Annotated in this window: 12 protein-coding genes and 1 pseudogene; 8 read left to right on the top strand and 5 right to left on the bottom strand. The window is 58.9% G+C overall.

What is annotated here, in order from left to right; genetic code table 11:
• Window positions 1-20: 20 nt before the first annotated feature.
• Window positions 21-1,643 carry a hypothetical protein gene (locus ACVW17_RS18255; protein ID WP_456753174.1) on the bottom strand — a complete coding sequence of 541 codons (1,623 nt, stop codon included), beginning with the start codon at window positions 1,641-1,643 and terminating at the stop codon, window positions 21-23.
• Window positions 1,644-1,686: 43 nt separating this feature from the next.
• A complete protein-coding gene (locus ACVW17_RS18250) occupies window positions 1,687-2,811 on the bottom strand; it encodes a hypothetical protein (RefSeq protein WP_456753173.1) in 1,125 nt (374 codons plus the stop codon).
• Window positions 2,812-3,246: 435 nt separating this feature from the next.
• Between ACVW17_RS18250 and ACVW17_RS18245 the strand changes: the two genes are divergently transcribed.
• On the top strand, window positions 3,247-4,494 hold the full coding sequence (locus ACVW17_RS18245; protein ID WP_456753172.1) for a WecB/TagA/CpsF family glycosyltransferase: 1,248 nt from the start codon (window positions 3,247-3,249) through the stop codon (window positions 4,492-4,494).
• A gap of 21 nt (window positions 4,495-4,515) precedes the next feature.
• Window positions 4,516-5,745, top strand: a complete 1,230-nt coding sequence (locus tag ACVW17_RS18240) for a glycosyltransferase family 2 protein (protein ID WP_456753171.1) — start codon at window positions 4,516-4,518, stop codon at window positions 5,743-5,745.
• A 23-nt stretch (window positions 5,746-5,768) separates the two neighbouring features.
• On the opposite strand, the gene ACVW17_RS18235 is transcribed toward ACVW17_RS18240, so the two are convergent.
• Window positions 5,769-6,710: a glycosyltransferase family 2 protein gene (locus tag ACVW17_RS18235; RefSeq protein ID WP_456753170.1), complete on the bottom strand. Its 942-nt coding sequence runs from the start codon at window positions 6,708-6,710 to the stop codon at window positions 5,769-5,771.
• Window positions 6,711-7,142: 432 nt separating this feature from the next.
• Here ACVW17_RS18235 and ACVW17_RS18230 point away from each other — a divergent pair, with 432 nt between their 5' ends.
• From ACVW17_RS18230 to ACVW17_RS18215, 4 genes are all read left to right on the top strand, one after another.
• Window positions 7,143-7,964 (top strand): response regulator transcription factor, encoded by an 822-nt coding sequence (locus tag ACVW17_RS18230; RefSeq protein ID WP_456753169.1) that lies wholly within the window; start codon window positions 7,143-7,145, stop codon window positions 7,962-7,964.
• 583 nt (window positions 7,965-8,547) lie between these two features.
• Window positions 8,548-9,051, top strand: coding sequence for a YciE/YciF ferroxidase family protein (locus tag ACVW17_RS18225; RefSeq protein WP_456753168.1), 504 nt, complete (start codon window positions 8,548-8,550; stop codon window positions 9,049-9,051).
• A 93-nt stretch (window positions 9,052-9,144) separates the two neighbouring features.
• On the top strand, window positions 9,145-9,741 hold the full coding sequence (locus tag ACVW17_RS18220) for a hypothetical protein (RefSeq protein ID WP_456753167.1): 597 nt from the start codon (window positions 9,145-9,147) through the stop codon (window positions 9,739-9,741).
• Window positions 9,742-9,764: 23 nt separating this feature from the next.
• Window positions 9,765-10,532 carry an SDR family NAD(P)-dependent oxidoreductase gene (locus ACVW17_RS18215; RefSeq protein WP_456753166.1) on the top strand — a complete coding sequence of 256 codons (768 nt, stop codon included), beginning with the start codon at window positions 9,765-9,767 and terminating at the stop codon, window positions 10,530-10,532.
• A 725-nt stretch (window positions 10,533-11,257) separates the two neighbouring features.
• Here the strand turns inward: ACVW17_RS18215 and ACVW17_RS18210 are convergent.
• Window positions 11,258-12,445 carry a DUF2252 family protein gene (locus ACVW17_RS18210; RefSeq protein ID WP_456753165.1) on the bottom strand — a complete coding sequence of 396 codons (1,188 nt, stop codon included), beginning with the start codon at window positions 12,443-12,445 and terminating at the stop codon, window positions 11,258-11,260.
• 169 nt (window positions 12,446-12,614) lie between these two features.
• Between ACVW17_RS18210 and ACVW17_RS18205 the strand changes: the two genes are divergently transcribed.
• On the top strand, window positions 12,615-13,994 hold the full coding sequence (locus ACVW17_RS18205; RefSeq protein WP_456753164.1) for an inorganic phosphate transporter: 1,380 nt from the start codon (window positions 12,615-12,617) through the stop codon (window positions 13,992-13,994).
• Between the two features lie 182 nt (window positions 13,995-14,176).
• Here ACVW17_RS18205 and ACVW17_RS18200 read toward each other — a convergent pair whose 3' ends face one another.
• Window positions 14,177-14,413 (bottom strand): hypothetical protein, encoded by a 237-nt coding sequence (locus ACVW17_RS18200; RefSeq protein ID WP_456753163.1) that lies wholly within the window; start codon window positions 14,411-14,413, stop codon window positions 14,177-14,179.
• 438 nt (window positions 14,414-14,851) lie between these two features.
• On the opposite strand from ACVW17_RS18200, the pseudogene ACVW17_RS18195 reads away from it, so the two are divergent.
• Window positions 14,852-15,506, top strand: a pseudogene (locus ACVW17_RS18195) (carbonic anhydrase).
• Window positions 15,507-15,580: the final 74 nt, after the last annotated feature.

Genomic DNA, 15,580 nt, shown 5'->3' with positions numbered 1-15,580 from the left:
ATTCACACTCCTGTCGATACTTAAAGGCCGAATCTGGCCGACGCCTTTTGTTGCGCCTGCCTGCCGCTTAAATTCTCGAGCCGCAGCACTTCTCGCGGAACCTTGTTGAGAATCGTCCCAAAAACCTTTTCCCGCACCGGCCCTAGTGAACCAAGAGCATCGCTCAATTCGGCCTCGGAGGCGCGGCCCCACTCCACCACGACCAATAGATGGTCGATGATCTGGCCGGCCGACCGCACGTCGGCTGCCGTGGCAAGCGCGGGTAGATCCAGGATGATCCAGTCATAGGCGCACTCGCGCTCTGCACCGATCGCGTAGGCGAGGTTTCCCCAGAGCATATCCAGGTTGCCCAGCATGTCCCCACTCGGGAGAAGATCGAGATTCGGGCTGATCTCAGGCTGAATGGCGTCTGCCGGTGCAACCTCCCCGCGCAGCAATTCGTGCAAACCGGCTACCTGCGGCGCTGACCTTGGGGTAGCAAATCCGTTCCACTGCGCCGCATCGACCAGCAGTACACGACAGCCGTCATTTGCCAGGAACCTAGCCCAGTTGCTCGCCACGACGGTCTTGCCTTCACCGGAAAAGCAGGACGTGACGCCTACGAAACGCGGAAGCTGGCTCGATGTCTCGAGTACCGCCGAGCGGGTGCGTTGAAGTACCGTTCGTCGCAGGATCGACGTAGAGTAGGAATGGCCGGATCGAGGATCTTTCATGCGCGGAAGAGTGCCGAAGCATTCCACCGAGCTCAACGAAACCAGTTGCTCGGTGCTGCGCAAGCGCCGATCGAACAGTGCAATGCCAAGCCCAAACCCACACGCCAGCACAGCGCCAATGATCGGCGCCAGGAGCACAACGACCGCGGCCGGAAGCCCATCGCTGGAGGTCGGGGGGACAGCCTCGCTGATGATCCGCGCGGTCGGACCAAGCACTTTGATGCGCTCCCGCAGCGCCGCGCTCGTGCTGACAACCGCACTGGTATCGTTCTGCTCCTGAACAAACGATGCCGCCAGTTCGTTCGTCAGCCTCGATGCCTCTTCGCGGCTACGCGCGCGTGCCCGAACAGAAATGATAAGGCTCGCTCCGACACGAGTGACCGTCATGCCGGACCTCAGTCGCGCGAGCACTCTCTGCCTCCGCTTGTCGTTTGATAGGTCATCATCGGATGAGGTATTCGACGTTTGCAGAAGGTCGCGAGCTCGCGGCCATTTGATCCTGCCGACGGCTTGTTCCAGGCTGGATCTTGGCAAGATGTTCTCAATCTCATCCAATCCAACCTTGTCGATCACCCGTCCAAGGACTCTGCTGGACCTCAGCATTTCAATTGCACTCTGGATCAGCGAATTCTCGACCAAGATCTGGGTCACGACCGCATCAGGTCCGGACATTTGCAGTGTCGTATTCGAAATGAGTAGTTCGGAAGTCGCGCTGAAAACCGGCGCCTTGATGTCGCCATAAACGACGCCTGCCAACCCTCCGATGATGGCGCCAGCGAGCATGAATCGCAGAAGCGATCGACGACCCTGACGAATTTTTGACACTGCGATCTTGAGTCCGAGCCCGTCGTGCCAGACATCCGACCGACCTGGCGCGTCAGCAACGCGATCGAAGACGTACGTGCGATTTTTGGATGAAGCGTCGAGCATTAATGCGTCTCCTGCCTGTTCCGTCCGCCGGCCAAGCGAGTCATCATTGCTGTCGTCTCGACTGGATTGCTTCCAGCAGATGCCACGGGAAGCCACGAAGCCGGTTATTGCCGTCCGGATAGCAGGCGGCTACGGCATAGCCTTTGGGGCACTGCAAAATGCCGCCAATTCCATAGTAGGGATGATCAGGTCCCTTTGAGAGCGGGTTTTCGGCGTAAAACACGACCGCACCCGCTGTATCGCGGACGACTATTCCGTATCGCTGCGCGGCGCGTGCCAACATGGCCGCGTAGGGATCCATATCGAGATCATCGAGATCGACACTGCTCGGGATTCGGAACGTTGTGCCCTCCGGAATTGCGTCGGGATCGTCGTCCTCGCCATCAGTGCGTTGTGCGGGATCAACCCAAACCGACCGTCGCGTTTGCGGCAGGGCGATATGAAGAGCATGATTGATCTCACCGCGCCGCTGCTCCGCGACGGTGATCAAGCCCGCAAGCAAGGCGAGGCCCGTTGCCGTCGCACCAAACTTGTAGCCATCACCGGTTGTCGGGAAATACCCCGGACTGGTCGCCAGGTTATCGATCCTGCCGCCCCACGAGGCCCGCCATTCGTCCACGCTCTCACCCGCCGAGTTGGTCGTTTTTCGCCCACTCGGTTCCATTCCCCAGAATTCCCAGTAGCGCGCTGTCGACGGCTGATAGACGACAGCTTCCGCGTCAGTTCCACTCGAAGGCCGAAATCCGACGGGCAGCGGGACGCTGTCCCATTGTCTTTGCAGCGGGTCAAATTGCCAGTTCGGAGTGGTTGCGCGCTCCGCCCGCACCCGAACCGTTGGCTGATCGCGGGAAACAACATAAAGCGGCGGCGAATAGCGGTCGATATTGACCGACGCAATGCCGTAGTGGGACTTTATCTGGCTCTGGAGTGCCGCTACCCATTTATCCGAATGTGAATCACGCGGCGCATCCGGTGGCAATCCGGCGTGCACATAACTCGTGGCCGAGAATTCCCGGTCCGGCATCATGATTAGGGACGGACGATCCTTCGCATCAAGGGCTTGTCGCGACGTGCGACCGCCATCCATCACGGCGCCGGCGCAGATCCCTAGACCAAGAGCAATCATCGCGCCGGCCGAAATACAAACTTTGACGATCGGCTTTCGCATGCTCGGCATTCTCGTTCAATTTAGCGGCGTTGTATTCGCACCCGTGTACGATGCCTCCGCCCAGCCTCTCGTGTCGTGACTGAAGAGATGAGGACATGCGCCGCGGCACCGCAACGGCTTCAAAGCAACTAGTCCTTTTGGAGGTGCTCATAGAGCGTGCGCGAGAGAACCTATCGCGGCTAGCGCCGCCAACAAGGCGCCTGCGCGAGCACAGTTCCGGCACCAGGCTCCAGGATTAGTTCGACCAGATACTCGCGGTCTCGACACGAACTAGTCAGCATTGCTTGCGAACCCATCCCTGAGAGCCCCCTAGCCAAGCGCCCGCTTGGCTACACTCCGTCTTGCCTCCCAGATGAGCGACGAGGCCGCGCAAGCTGCAAGTAACGCACGCCGCGCTTGCGCGCCATTCTATCAGCGGTCGGTGGACAACGCCTGATGCGTACTGCGCTGCAAGCACAATCGGCCGCCGAAAATGGCTTTCAGAATTCGCCCTTGCCCGACTTCTCCCGGAAAGTCGTCTGCATCGAGGGATTGCTATGCGATGCAGTAACGCTGGAAGAAGCGAAACGACAGATTGTTGCGTCAATCAGGGGCGATCGCCGCTGCAATATGGTCACACCCAATACGAACTTCCTGCGCCTGATCCGCTCGGATGCAAACTTCAGGGATGCTGCGCTATCGAACGATCTTTCCGTCATCGACGGGATGCCACTCGTCTGGCTCGCCCGCTTGCTCGGACTTCCGGTCCGACAGCGCGTCGCGGGATCTGACCTGTTCGATGCACTCCGAGCAAGCGGCGAGCGCATGAGCGCTTTCTTTTTCGGTGCGACGGATGACGTCGGCTGCCGCGTACGTGAGCGCCTCAACGAAGCAAACTCGGCGATCCTGTGTGCGGGCACCCTCGCTCCGGGTTTCGGCTCAGTCGAATCGATGAGCGATCCGGAAACCCTCAGGACGATCAACGCGGCCGCCCCAGACCTTCTGGTCGTCTCGGTGGGAGCGCGAAAGGGCATGCTGTGGCTCAGTCGCAACGAGAGCCAGCTCACGGCGCCCGTCGTCTGCAATCTCGGAGCGACCATCAACTTTGTTGCAAGAGACGTGAAGCGCGCCCCCGAACTCATTCGTCGCGCCGGAATTGAATGGCTTTGGCGCATCAAGGAGCAGCCCGCGCTTTGTAGCCGCTATGCACTTGATCTTGTGACGCTGGTCCAAGTCTTGCTGCGCCAAGTTCTCCCCTGGCTCATCTACTCTCGTATCCACCGACCTTCCGATACACAGCTGGCCACGGCCCGTGTCAGGCATTATCGACGCGGCAATGACGAGGTGCTCGAGTTCTTCGGCGCGTGGACAGCGCAGAATATCCTGCCGGCACGCTCAGCTCTGACCAAAGCGTGCGTTGGCCAAGACAATCTTGTCGTCTGCCTCGACGGTGTCACCGGCGTCGACGCCGCGTTCCTGGGGCTGCTATTGCTTGCATATGGCTACCGACGCCGAATAAACCGGGGATTTTCCGTCGAGGCCTCAAGACGGCAGATCAGAAAGATGCTGCGCCTTAACGGTTGCGAGTATCTGCTTTCCGCTGGCCGAGCCGACCCCTCGATTTCGAAGTCAAATGACGTCGAACGAGCGGGCGCTTATCCCGAAAAGCGCATGAAGGCGATCGGTCCCGACGATGGGGTTTAGCGAGACCTGACCAGGTATACTATGCTGCTTTCGGTCCTTAACATTTCGCTGGAGATCGCCTCTGGCCTCCTGGCTCTTCTCACGGCAGCGTTCGCGACGCAGGCGATAGCGACGTTCTTCTTGAACGCTCGATCATTCGAAATCTCGGCGCATCGCCCCACGGTCGCAGTATTGGTGCCGGCGCACAATGAAGAGCGGAGCATCGAGGCGACGCTATCTTGCCTCAAGCAGGATCTTTCGCCGGGCGATCGGTTGCTGGTCGTGGCAGATAATTGCAGCGATTGTACTGGGGAGCTTGCCGCCCAATCGGGGGCGGAAGTCCTGATCCGAAGCAATGCCGAGCAACGCGGGAAGGGCTTTGCCTTGGCAGCTGGCCTTCAACTACTGGCTCGGACGCCTCCCCAGGTCGTCGTATTCATCGACGCTGACTGTCAAATCAGCTCGAACGGCATTGGGCTGTTGGCACAAGCCTGTGCAACGGCCGGAGCGCCGATCCAGTGCCTGGATCTCATGGAAGGGCATCCCGACAGTCGACCGCGGCCGCGGTTGGCCGAGTTCGCCTGGCGCATCAAGAATGATCTTCGTCCTGACGGCTATTCTCGGCTTGGATTGCCATCCCAGCTCCATGGGACGGGCATGGCCGTGCCTTGGGCATTGATCAACCCGGCGCTGTTTGAAACGGGGCACTTGGCTGAAGACATCTTTCTTGGACTTGAGCTCGCGATCCAAGGCCATCCTGCTCGCTTCTTTCGAGAAGTGCGTGTCACCAGCTACTTCCCAGACGCACGCCCAGGCCAAGCCCAGCAAAGGCAGCGTTGGGTCCATGGACATCTTGGACTGATAAAAAGCCACCTGCCCCGTATCGTGCGGCATGCCATGAAAACGCGCGATATCCGCCTGCTTGCACTGTCGGCAGATCTTGCAGTTCCTCCCCTCGGCGTACTCGCGATGGCAAATATCATGCTGCTGACAATCAGCTTGATCGACCTTGCCATTGCCGGTCTCAAGGCACCGCTCGTGTGCGCCATCTTCGCGTTCGCTCTTTTTTCGCTCCCGCTAGCGGTCGCCTGGCACGTCGTCGGCCGCGACCTGATAGGCTTCAAGGAACTCGCCCAGGCACCGCTGCACGCGATTTCGGTCGTACGTTCCGCTGTTACATTGGCCTGCGGCCGACGAGCGCAATGGATCCGAGCTGACCGCCTATGGTCAACAGCGCGCGTCGGCCGACACACGGATCGCACCAGCCGCTAGCGGCACAACAACCATCAGCAATCTCAGGCAAGAGCTCCGCCCTTCGTTTGCGACTCGAACAGCGCACGTCCGATCATCGTCGTCCGCGCCAGTCGCTTCAGAAATCGGCTCAGGTCATACCGGGGAATGCAGTCATGAATGAGAATAGCCTGAGCCTCGTCATAAAGGCCTGCATCCAGTAGCTGACGCGCGTGCTCCAGCATGAGGAAATTCACGTAGCGCCTACCGGACTCATGCAGGCGGTGCGGAACGGCATGCTGACGCATTAGATCGGAAAAGCGCTGTGCAAAAGGAGGCCGCGATATCCTGCCGGAGCCACCACGAAGTGATGGCGAACCGGCGTCATTGTACGTCGCAGACGGCACAGCGTTATAATGAAACGGACCCCGGCACGCCAGCCTGCACCACATGTCGACGTCCTCGCCCATCGACACGCCTTCTGCAAACAGTCCAGCCGTCAGCAATTCGTCTCGGCGGATCATGATGGAGCTTGAACTAGCTGGATACGACCCATGTGAAAGCGCAAACGAGAAATAGTCATCGACCCTCTGTGCAGGGACGGCCGGGTCGATCAGGGGAACGCCGCCCCGGCTCTGTAGCCGCAAATTGCTGAAGACTGCGATAGCATTGTCGCCTTGCGTTGCCCACCAAAGACCCGCGAGATGATCCCGCGACCACAGATCATCTGCATCGAGGAGCGCGACCCATTTCCCCCGGGCAGCTCTAATTCCACAATTGCGTGCGGCCGAAACTCCAGCGTTTGATTGCTGGATCAGCTGGACATGCGGCACGCGAGCCGCCTTCACCAAGGTTGCGCTACCATCTGTCGATCCGTCGTCAACAATGATGAGTTCAAAATCGACGTCAATCTGCCGAGCCGCCGAACATAACGTGCGCAAAACGACGTCTGCCTTGTTGAACAAGGGTATGACGACGGTGATGGAAGGCGCCTGGCTGCCGATCACGGATGTTATCCATGGCTAGCGGACCGCGACGATGACGTGCGGCCTGCCAGCAGTATCTGGCCGACGCGCTCCGAAAGACAATCGCGGACTCGAATTAGTTCGCGTGCGTGAGCGCCAGAGGTCATGCAGAGCATTTGCAGGGTTAGGCGCAGCCAGCGTCATTTTTGGAACAAGGGAACACGCCGGACGTTCATTGGTGTTAGTTCCGGGCTAAAGGTGACAGTTGCCTAGTTTGCGGTCAATTTAGCCGTAGTGTCTCGAATACGTTTCAGGTTTCGAGAAAATTAGACAGTTCCGTAGCTCGCTTTATCTTATGTTATTGGACCATGTCCGATGTCCGGTATTTCTTCGCTCCAAACGTATTAAGAACAATTGCGCGTTCCTGAAGTAATCCGGTCAATCTCTTTGGTGGTTGCGTGAGGATAATGGGACATGTCGAGCGCTGCGATAGTACCAACGTTTATCCTCCAAATTGATGGTCTCTTTCGCGAGGGGCTTCGGCTCATACTTTCAAGAACCCGATTTTCGCCGCACGGCTGGGGGATCGAGCTCGATGAACTCAACGCCGTTCCGAGCGATGAACCGAGCCTCTTTATAGTCGGCGTCGAACAGAAGCGTGATCAGATCTTCGAACGGATACGCGCGCTCTATCCGCTGTCGTTCATCGTGGCGGTCGCCGACGAGCGCAGCGCCGACTGTCTGGCGTGCGCACTCGATGCTGGTGTCAACGCAGCTCTCTTCAACAGCGTCGCTCCGAGCGTTCTGGTTAACTGCCTTCATGCCATTACGGACGAACATCTGATCGTGATAGATGGTCGCCTCTGGCCTCTGGCTTCGGCCAAGCCGAACGCTGACGGACGACCTTCGCTTGCCGACCAAGACGAAACAGTTTGGGAGCGAGAAGCGTCGATCATCGCCGCGCCGCTCTTGTCCGCAAGAGAGACCGGAATACTGGAACGAATCGTCCGAGGCGACACAAACAAGCACGTCGCTCGTTTCTTCCAAATTGCTGAGCCGACCGTCAAAGCTCATGTTAAGGCGATTTTTCGGAAGATAGGCGCAACAAATCGAACCCAGGCTGCCATCTGGGCACTCAACAACCGGCTTCTCGTCGGCACCCAAGAGACACCGCAGGACACTGCTGCGCCGCTTCAGCCCAATTTGGCCGGCCGAGCCCGGCGCGCAGCGCTCACCGGGTTCGATGCAGAAACCGGCGATGCGGAGATCAGAGAAGCACCGATCGCACGAAGGTGAGCTAACAGCGGGATCGCTCCGACTTCCGGATTGTGGCGCGCTTCAACATCCGAAAACCGTGATGGGGTAACGTCTTGCGAGTACCCTGTCGCGAACACGAAGGGAGTACGTTAGCTCCTGAGTTCGTCCGCGAGAGTGTAAGCTCCCTGCGCCGAGAGCGTCAGCAACGTCAGGAGCTTGCATTGGTTCCTATGGCAGATCGTTTGCTCTCAGTCGCGAACCGGGCCACCTAGAGTGCTATGACGCCCCCGCGGGCTGGCTATCATATGCTGGGCTGTCGCATATTACCTGCCTCCGAAGGGCGCACCCCAAAATACCGAAAACAACCCCATGCAAAGGAGCCGGCGGGTCCCGGTAGGCGGATCCCGGTATTCGACACGGCGCTTCACATGTCGGGCAAATCAACAAGATTGTTCTATTATTCCGAAATATCACACACACCTTATCTCACGTGACGTGACGTGGGCCGTAGCCACACGCGATTGCCCTGCCCGGGGAACTTGGATGGATTTGTCGCACCGTCGTTTGGAACGCGCATCGTTTGCGACCGTTGCTCCCGTAAGCTCAGCAATTGGAGTAAGCAATGGGATTTTTCACCAAAGACATCAAATCGCTGGATGACCTGTTCGTGCATACGCTGCGGGACATCTATTATGCAGAGCAGCAGATCATAAAGAACCTCCCAGACATGATCGACAAGGCAGGCGACCGATCTCTGAAGGAGGGGTTTGAAACTCATCTCGCCGAGACGAAGAACCAGATCATGCGACTGGAACGAGTCTTCAAGATGCACGGTGTCGAGGCGAAGGGGGTGAACTGCCCGGCGATCGATGGCATTCTGGAAGAAGCCAGTGACGTAGCCGGCGATGTCGACGACAAGACGGTGCTGGACGCAGCACTTATCGCCGCAGCCCAGGCTGTCGAGCACTACGAGATCACCCGCTACGGATCGCTGATTGCGTGGGCCAAGAAGCTGGGCCGAGAGGACTACGCTTCCATTCTCCAGGAAACCCTCGACGAGGAAAAGGCCACGGACAAGAGGTTGAACGATTTGGCCGTGAGCAGCGTCAATCAACGCGCTGCTTGAGTCATCCTTGCCGCACATATCGGCCCCCGTAATGGGCAGCCAGCCAACGATACGGCCTGCATGCCACGCGCAATCATTCGGAGCTTAGTGTGGATGAGCGTTAAGGACACTCTCGTAGGAACCGCCAAGCAATTCGTCGCCGAGATCGTAGGTGATGGCAGACTTGCGAATGAAGGCTCGGCCCAAGCCGGCGGGAGCCGCCTGGAAACGATCGATGCTGCGAATGAAGTGCCTCGGGAAACGCCGATGCTGCAGCCCGATGAGCAGCCTGTTCCACCGGAGGTGCCACATCCGGATGAAAACAGGTTTACTGCTTTGCTCGGCAACGCCGCGCTGGCGGTTTGGGCGGACCTTCCGCGGGACGCACAGGAGCGCTTGTTCGCAGCAGCGGCAGCCGACAGAGAAATAGCAAACGCTCTTGCCTCGTTTTTGCATGATCGGCATCCGAGAACGGCGCACCCGCCCAGACCGACCGGGCCAGCGTATGCCACAATACCCCGCGATAAGATACAGATGTCAATCAACCCCCAAAAGCGCGACATCGCTGAAGCCTTCGAAAACGGAACGCGGCGAGCGACGCGTGATCGTCAAGGACGCCGGCAAGACCGAAGACAGGACCACGATCTTGTCCATGCGGAGGGTGGGACGCTTGGGCTTGGCAAAGGCAAGGATCTCAACCATGACGACTAGCCGATGACGGAAAGGACGACCGAATGACCGGCCGTTTCGAAGGAAAGGTCGTGATCGTGACGGGCGCGGCGTCCGGCATCGGGGCAGCGGCCGCGCGCCGCTTTGTATCCGAAGGCGCGAGCGCCGTGCTTGTTGACCGCGAGGAGATGAAGCTCGCGGACGTCGCGAAAGAACTTGGGTTCGGCCGCGTCCTGGCTCACACGGCAGACGTCTCTGACCCGGACGCCGTGGAGGAGATGGTGGCGACGACGATCAAGCACTTCGGCCGGCTCGACGTCCTGGTCAATAACGCGGGCGTTCACGAAGGCGGAGACCCTGGCACCATCACGAACAATCAGTGGCGCAAGGTCATGGCGACAGACGTAGACGGTGTGTTTTTCGGCTGCCGCGCAGCGCTGCCCCATTTGGAGAAGACCAAGGGCTCGGTAGTGAACACCGCCTCGGTGTCAGGGACCGGGGGTGACTGGGGTATGAGTCCGTACAACGCGGCAAAGGGCGCGGTGGTCAATCTAACGCGCGCTCTCGCGATGGATCTGGGTAAGAGAGGCGTGCGCGTCAATGCGGTTTGTCCATCCCTGACGCGAACGGGAATGACCGCCGACATGATGGATGACCAGGAACTGCTGGCCAAGTTCGCCGAGCGGATTCCGCTCGGCCGCGTATGCGAACCAGACGAGATCGCCTCCGTGATCGCTTTCCTCGCAAGCGACGATGCGAGCTTCATGACCGGCGCCAACGTGGCCGTCGATGGCGGCGTTTCGGCCTCGAACGGCCAACCGCCGCAGCAATAGCCGGTTTAGGACCCCGCTCCGCCCGTAACGTCGTGACCGCGCTGAGGTCCGCCAGACAGACTGCAATGGCCTCGTCGGCTGGACACCGAGAACGTTTGCTGCCGCTTCAACCAACCGCCTCACGATGCGTCGGCGGCTATCCTGAAGGAAAAGAAACTCCAAGCTCTATCGCATCGGTGGCTGAAGCCCAGCCGACGAAACCCAATCATCAATGTCTGCAGCTATTTCCGCTGTGCGGGCTCGCTTCAGCAGACTGTCTCGCTCGACACCTGCCGGCATAGTCGCCGCTGTTTGAGCCAGCTCTCTGGCGAACGCAGAGAGACGATCCTGCAGTGATTTTGTTTGCTTAGCTCTATTTCGCTTTTTCGTCATACCGCACCCTTGTCTAAAACGGGAGAGCGGCAACTCTCCACCTTTTTAAGGAGCGTAGCTTGCTACGACATTATCGGCGACAACCTAGGTTTATAGGTGAGACAATCTCTTGAACGAACTGGCGCGCCAGACACTTTGACGGTGACGTCGCGATGCTCGGCTGCAAAGCCAGGCTCAGCCCCTGTCGCCTAGCCCTTTTCGGGTCGCTTACTCAATTTACCCTTTAGGCCGATGACGCCGACCGGCGATCGCCGTTGGTTTGCGATGCTAGGTTGACGGTTATAAACGCTCTTTAGCCTACGTCATGCAATTGAGATGATTTAGCGTCTTGCGTAGCAGAGCTGACGATCCGGCTACTCTGCATAGCGGCGACAGTGCTCAAGATACGCTGTTTCATGCCGAGCAATGAGAGAGAGGACGCTTGACCAGAGCCACGAAGGTGCATTGAGCGACTTGCTTCTGCCGCGGCCCAGTTCCGTTCGCCAGCTCCTGCGAGTGAGAGGGTCCATCTGGCGCGCATGCGCACGTCCGACGACCGCTGCCAGGTAACGTCCGACATGAACCGCGTCGGGCGGCTTGAGACTCTCAATGTCGAGCTTTAGGTCCTGAGGCAACAACTCTCGTACAAAGACGTCTCGACGCAGCAGTGAGGCCGCAATCATTCGGCCACCCAGAAATGGTGACAACCTGCCGGCGCCCTCCACAACGCGCTCCGCGTCGTTGTGCGGCAACTTTGCCCCTTTGCTACGAGGCGCGACCGGCTTTGCCGCTTGCTTAACGTCCAGCAAGCAGAAACTGCTATCGTCCGCGCCATCGATTCCCAACAATACGGCGCTCCGAAACAGGCCCAGCGAACTGCAGCCCTTCCTCCAGTACGCTGCGTCAAGCAAGGCGATGTCGGAATTGCGTTCTCGCGACCGCAAAAGCGTCGCGAGCCGAGCGACTTCCTCCGATGAAATCAGAGTGCGAAGCGCGCCCTCTTCTCTTCGCGACAGATCCCAGAAGGATCGACCACGCGGAATATCTGGCTTGGCGTCCCTAATCGATCGTTTGGCCAGCTTCTTCCATGAACCGGCGACAGCGGCTTTCATCGCCAACCGCATTGCTGGAGGTCGCTCTTTCAGACGCGACTTTCCAGATAATGCGTCGCGATATCCGTCGACCATCTGCTCGATCATCTTCTCCGTCACGATGCCCGGGAGGTCCGATCCGCGTGCGGCCATTGCCAAAGAAAGCGCCAACCGGATCAGATCATAGGCGGGATTGCTGATGACCGTTTGGTCGAGGTCCCGAATCTCGATCTCGACATCGTCGTCGGCGTTCGCAAGCGGGCCGAGGTTGCCGCTATGGCAATCCCCACAAATCCAAACCGCCGGACCGGATGGAATCCGCTCATTCTGCTCGGACAGAAGCTCGTAGAAAAGGGCGACACTTCCGCGAACGAAGGCATGTGGCGAGCGCGCCATTTTGTGTAGCCGGCGTTTCTCGAGGATTCTGCATCGACGGCCAAGCGATGGATTTTCATCGGGCTTGCGGGCCATGGTCCAAGTGGGGCCTCCTGACAATTCAACGCTGTCAAAGAAGATCGTTCCAAAGTCGATCGGCTAGGGAACATTTCGTCCCAGGCTGGCTTTACACGAGCGATTGGGCGGGCGTCGTGGCTTGCGAACGAGTGCCAGCCGCCCGATTTGCGCGAGATAGAGCAGGATTATGCTGGAATTCTTCACCCCCGGTTCGCCCGCGCTCTTCGTGCTGCTCATATTGTGCCTCGCCCTTGTCCTGTTCTTCGAGTTTTCAAACGGCTTTCACGACACGGCGAATGCTGTTGCCACCGTCATCTACACTCATTCCCTGAAAGCGACCCAGGCCGTCTTATGGTCGGGCGTGATGAACTTTATCGGCGTGCTAGTCGGTGGAATTGCCGTCGCCTATGCGTTGGTCGAGATCATTCCACCTGATGTCTTGACGCCGCCAGATGGTGCGCTGGCTGTAGGCATGTTGGTGGCGCTGACGCTTGCCGCATTGACCTGGAATGTCGGGACCTGGTGGCTGGGCATTCCCAACTCGAGCTCCCATGCTTTGGTTGGAGCATTGATCGGCATTGCCCTGGAGTACGGATTCGTTCAAGGACACAGCTTTACAGGCGCAGTGAACTGGCACCAAGTTGGCGGCGTTCTGAGCGCCCTATTGATATCGCCGCTACTCGGGTTCGGATTCTCATTCACCTTGTATCGTGTGATTTGCCGGCTCATACCGAATCGCGAGCTTTATCAGGCGCCGATCGACGGAAATCGGCCGACCTGGTGGCTGCGGGGGTTGCTTGTAGTGACGAGCACGGGCGTATCGTTTGCTCACGGGACGAACGATGGCCAGAAGAGCATCGGGTTCATCATGCTGGCGATCATCGGCCTGATGCCGCAATCATACGCGCTGAATGAATATGTCTCCGGCGAACAACTCGCCCAATCGCTGCAGATTCTTCCGCAAAGTATAGCGCTGTTTCAGCAGGTCGGCGATCAACAGAGAGAAGCTGCCATCAATAGTGCGCAAAAGCTTCGTGGAAGCCTAACAGATGTGCGTTCGATCGGCGCCATTCCGTCGAACGAGCGAGCTCCTCTGCGGCATCAGTTCAACGTCGTCATTGCAGAGCTGAGTGCAATCGCACAGAAGAAGTCGGTGACGGATGCACAGCGACATCAAGCGAAAACCTATCTCGATAGTTTGACCTTAGCTGTACAGTATGCACCTTGGTGGGTCCGTATCCTGAGTGCACTGTGCCTCGGCGCCGGCACGATGATCGGCTACAAGCGCATCGTTAAGACACTAGGGGAAGGCATCGGGAGGGTAAGGATGAGCCCCATGCAAGGTGGAACAGCTGAAGCAGTGGCATCGATCCTGATCGCGTCCGCCGGTTTCACAGGTCTACCGGTGAGCACGACCCATGTGGTGACTGCGGGAATCGCCGGGGCAATGGTCGGCTCGGGTGCGGGGCTGCAACCGCCGGCACTCCAGCGGATAGCGATAGCCTGGATTTTGACGCTGCCCGGGACCATGGTGCTTTCAGCGTTTTTCTTCTACGCGCTTTCGTAGGCGATGGATAATGAGAGTACCTTGGGCGGGTCGCTGATTGCGTGGCTAACATTGGCTCGTCATCGGTCGTGAAGGAGTCCGGCCGCGTTTTGCATGTTGAGCCGTGCGTTGAGGCTGCCCGCCTCGCGGCTGATTGGGCAAGATGGCACGCGCGCCGCTAACGCGGACCTGACAAGGCCGCCTTACTCTCTCAGCGCCTTGCGGATGTCGTCCCTGTGCAGAATAAACAACGCCTGACTTGCGTAGAAGCTATCCAGTATCTTTCTAGCGTCCGTTACGTTTAGACCCTGGCTAGCCATTTTTCTAATCCGCTCCTCTTGTTGAGCGATGTGTCGTTCGCCTCGGACGACATGACTTTCAGCTAGCCCCAGATGGCGAAGCTGCATCTCGTGGTAGCGTGACTGAAGCGAGCCAGCCATGACGCCCTCCCAATGCAGGCGGCAGCGCGCTCGGTCTCTCAGCCGTCACCGCCTACGGGCAGAACCTTATCACGTTCTGATGCGCCCGGTTCGTTCTCCGAGATTTATTTCCGGGATCTAGGCCGAAGGTGAGGATGGCACAGAACGCGTGAAGCGCGGGCGTCATCCGACGACCAGGAACTAGTGCCCCGCCCGACCGATGACCCGATCAGGCATGTGATGAAAACCAGCTGGACCACGTACGTGGTATCTCAGTTTGAATACCGGCCCTCGGTCTGCTTGAGGGCCTCAGGTACTCACCGTAGTCATCGGTGAAGGGCGACCAACGTTTTGGGCACCGTGAGGCTTCGGGTGGGTTCCAGGTGCCGCGCTGCGGGCTGTCGCCGCTCAGCTGCGACAGCCTTGCTGCGGACACGAGCATGTGGTTAGTCAGAGGCCATGAAATCCTTTCCGAAGCAGTTGATCGACGGTTACCTTGCCTTCGCGACCGAGCGGCTGCCGACTGAACAGTCGCGCTACCGGGATCTGTCGGAGCGCGGGCCAGTCTCCCGAGACCATGGTGATCGGCTGCTGCGATTCTCGCGTCTCTCCGGAGGTGATCTTCGACGTCGGTCCCGGCGAGTTGTTCGTGGTCCGCAACATCGCCAATCTGGTTCCGGTCTACCAGCCCGACGCCAACGCCCACGGCGTCTCGGCCGCGCTGGAATATGCCGTAACGGTGCTGAAGGTGAAGAACATCGTGGTGCTGGGCCATGCCCAGTGCGGCGGCATTCGCGCCTTCGTCGACAAGATCAAGCCGCTCACGCCGGGCGACTTCATCGGCAAATGGATGCAGATGTTCATCAAGCCGGGCGAGGTGGTCGAGCAGCGCGCGCATGAGAGCATGCAGGATTTCGTCACCCGCATCGAGAAGGCTGCGGTGTTCCGCTCGCTGGAGAACCTGATGACCTTTCCGTTCGTCCGCGAGCGGGTCGAGAGCGGCGAGATGCTGCTGCACGGTGCTTATTTCGGCGTTGCCGAAGGCTCGCTATTCGTGCTCGACCGGATCGCAAAGGAGTTCATCAGCGTCGGCGATGGCCTCAAAGACTGCTAGGAGGAATCTACGCGCATCGCCGACACGGCTGGACTTCAGAGCGCTTAGCGGCTGCTGCCTCGCGTCAACCTAAG

The organism is Bradyrhizobium sp. USDA 4473, assembly GCF_054063335.1.
The sequence above is the reverse complement of the archived record's forward strand: the minus strand, read 5'-3'. Positions and strand labels throughout refer to the sequence as shown.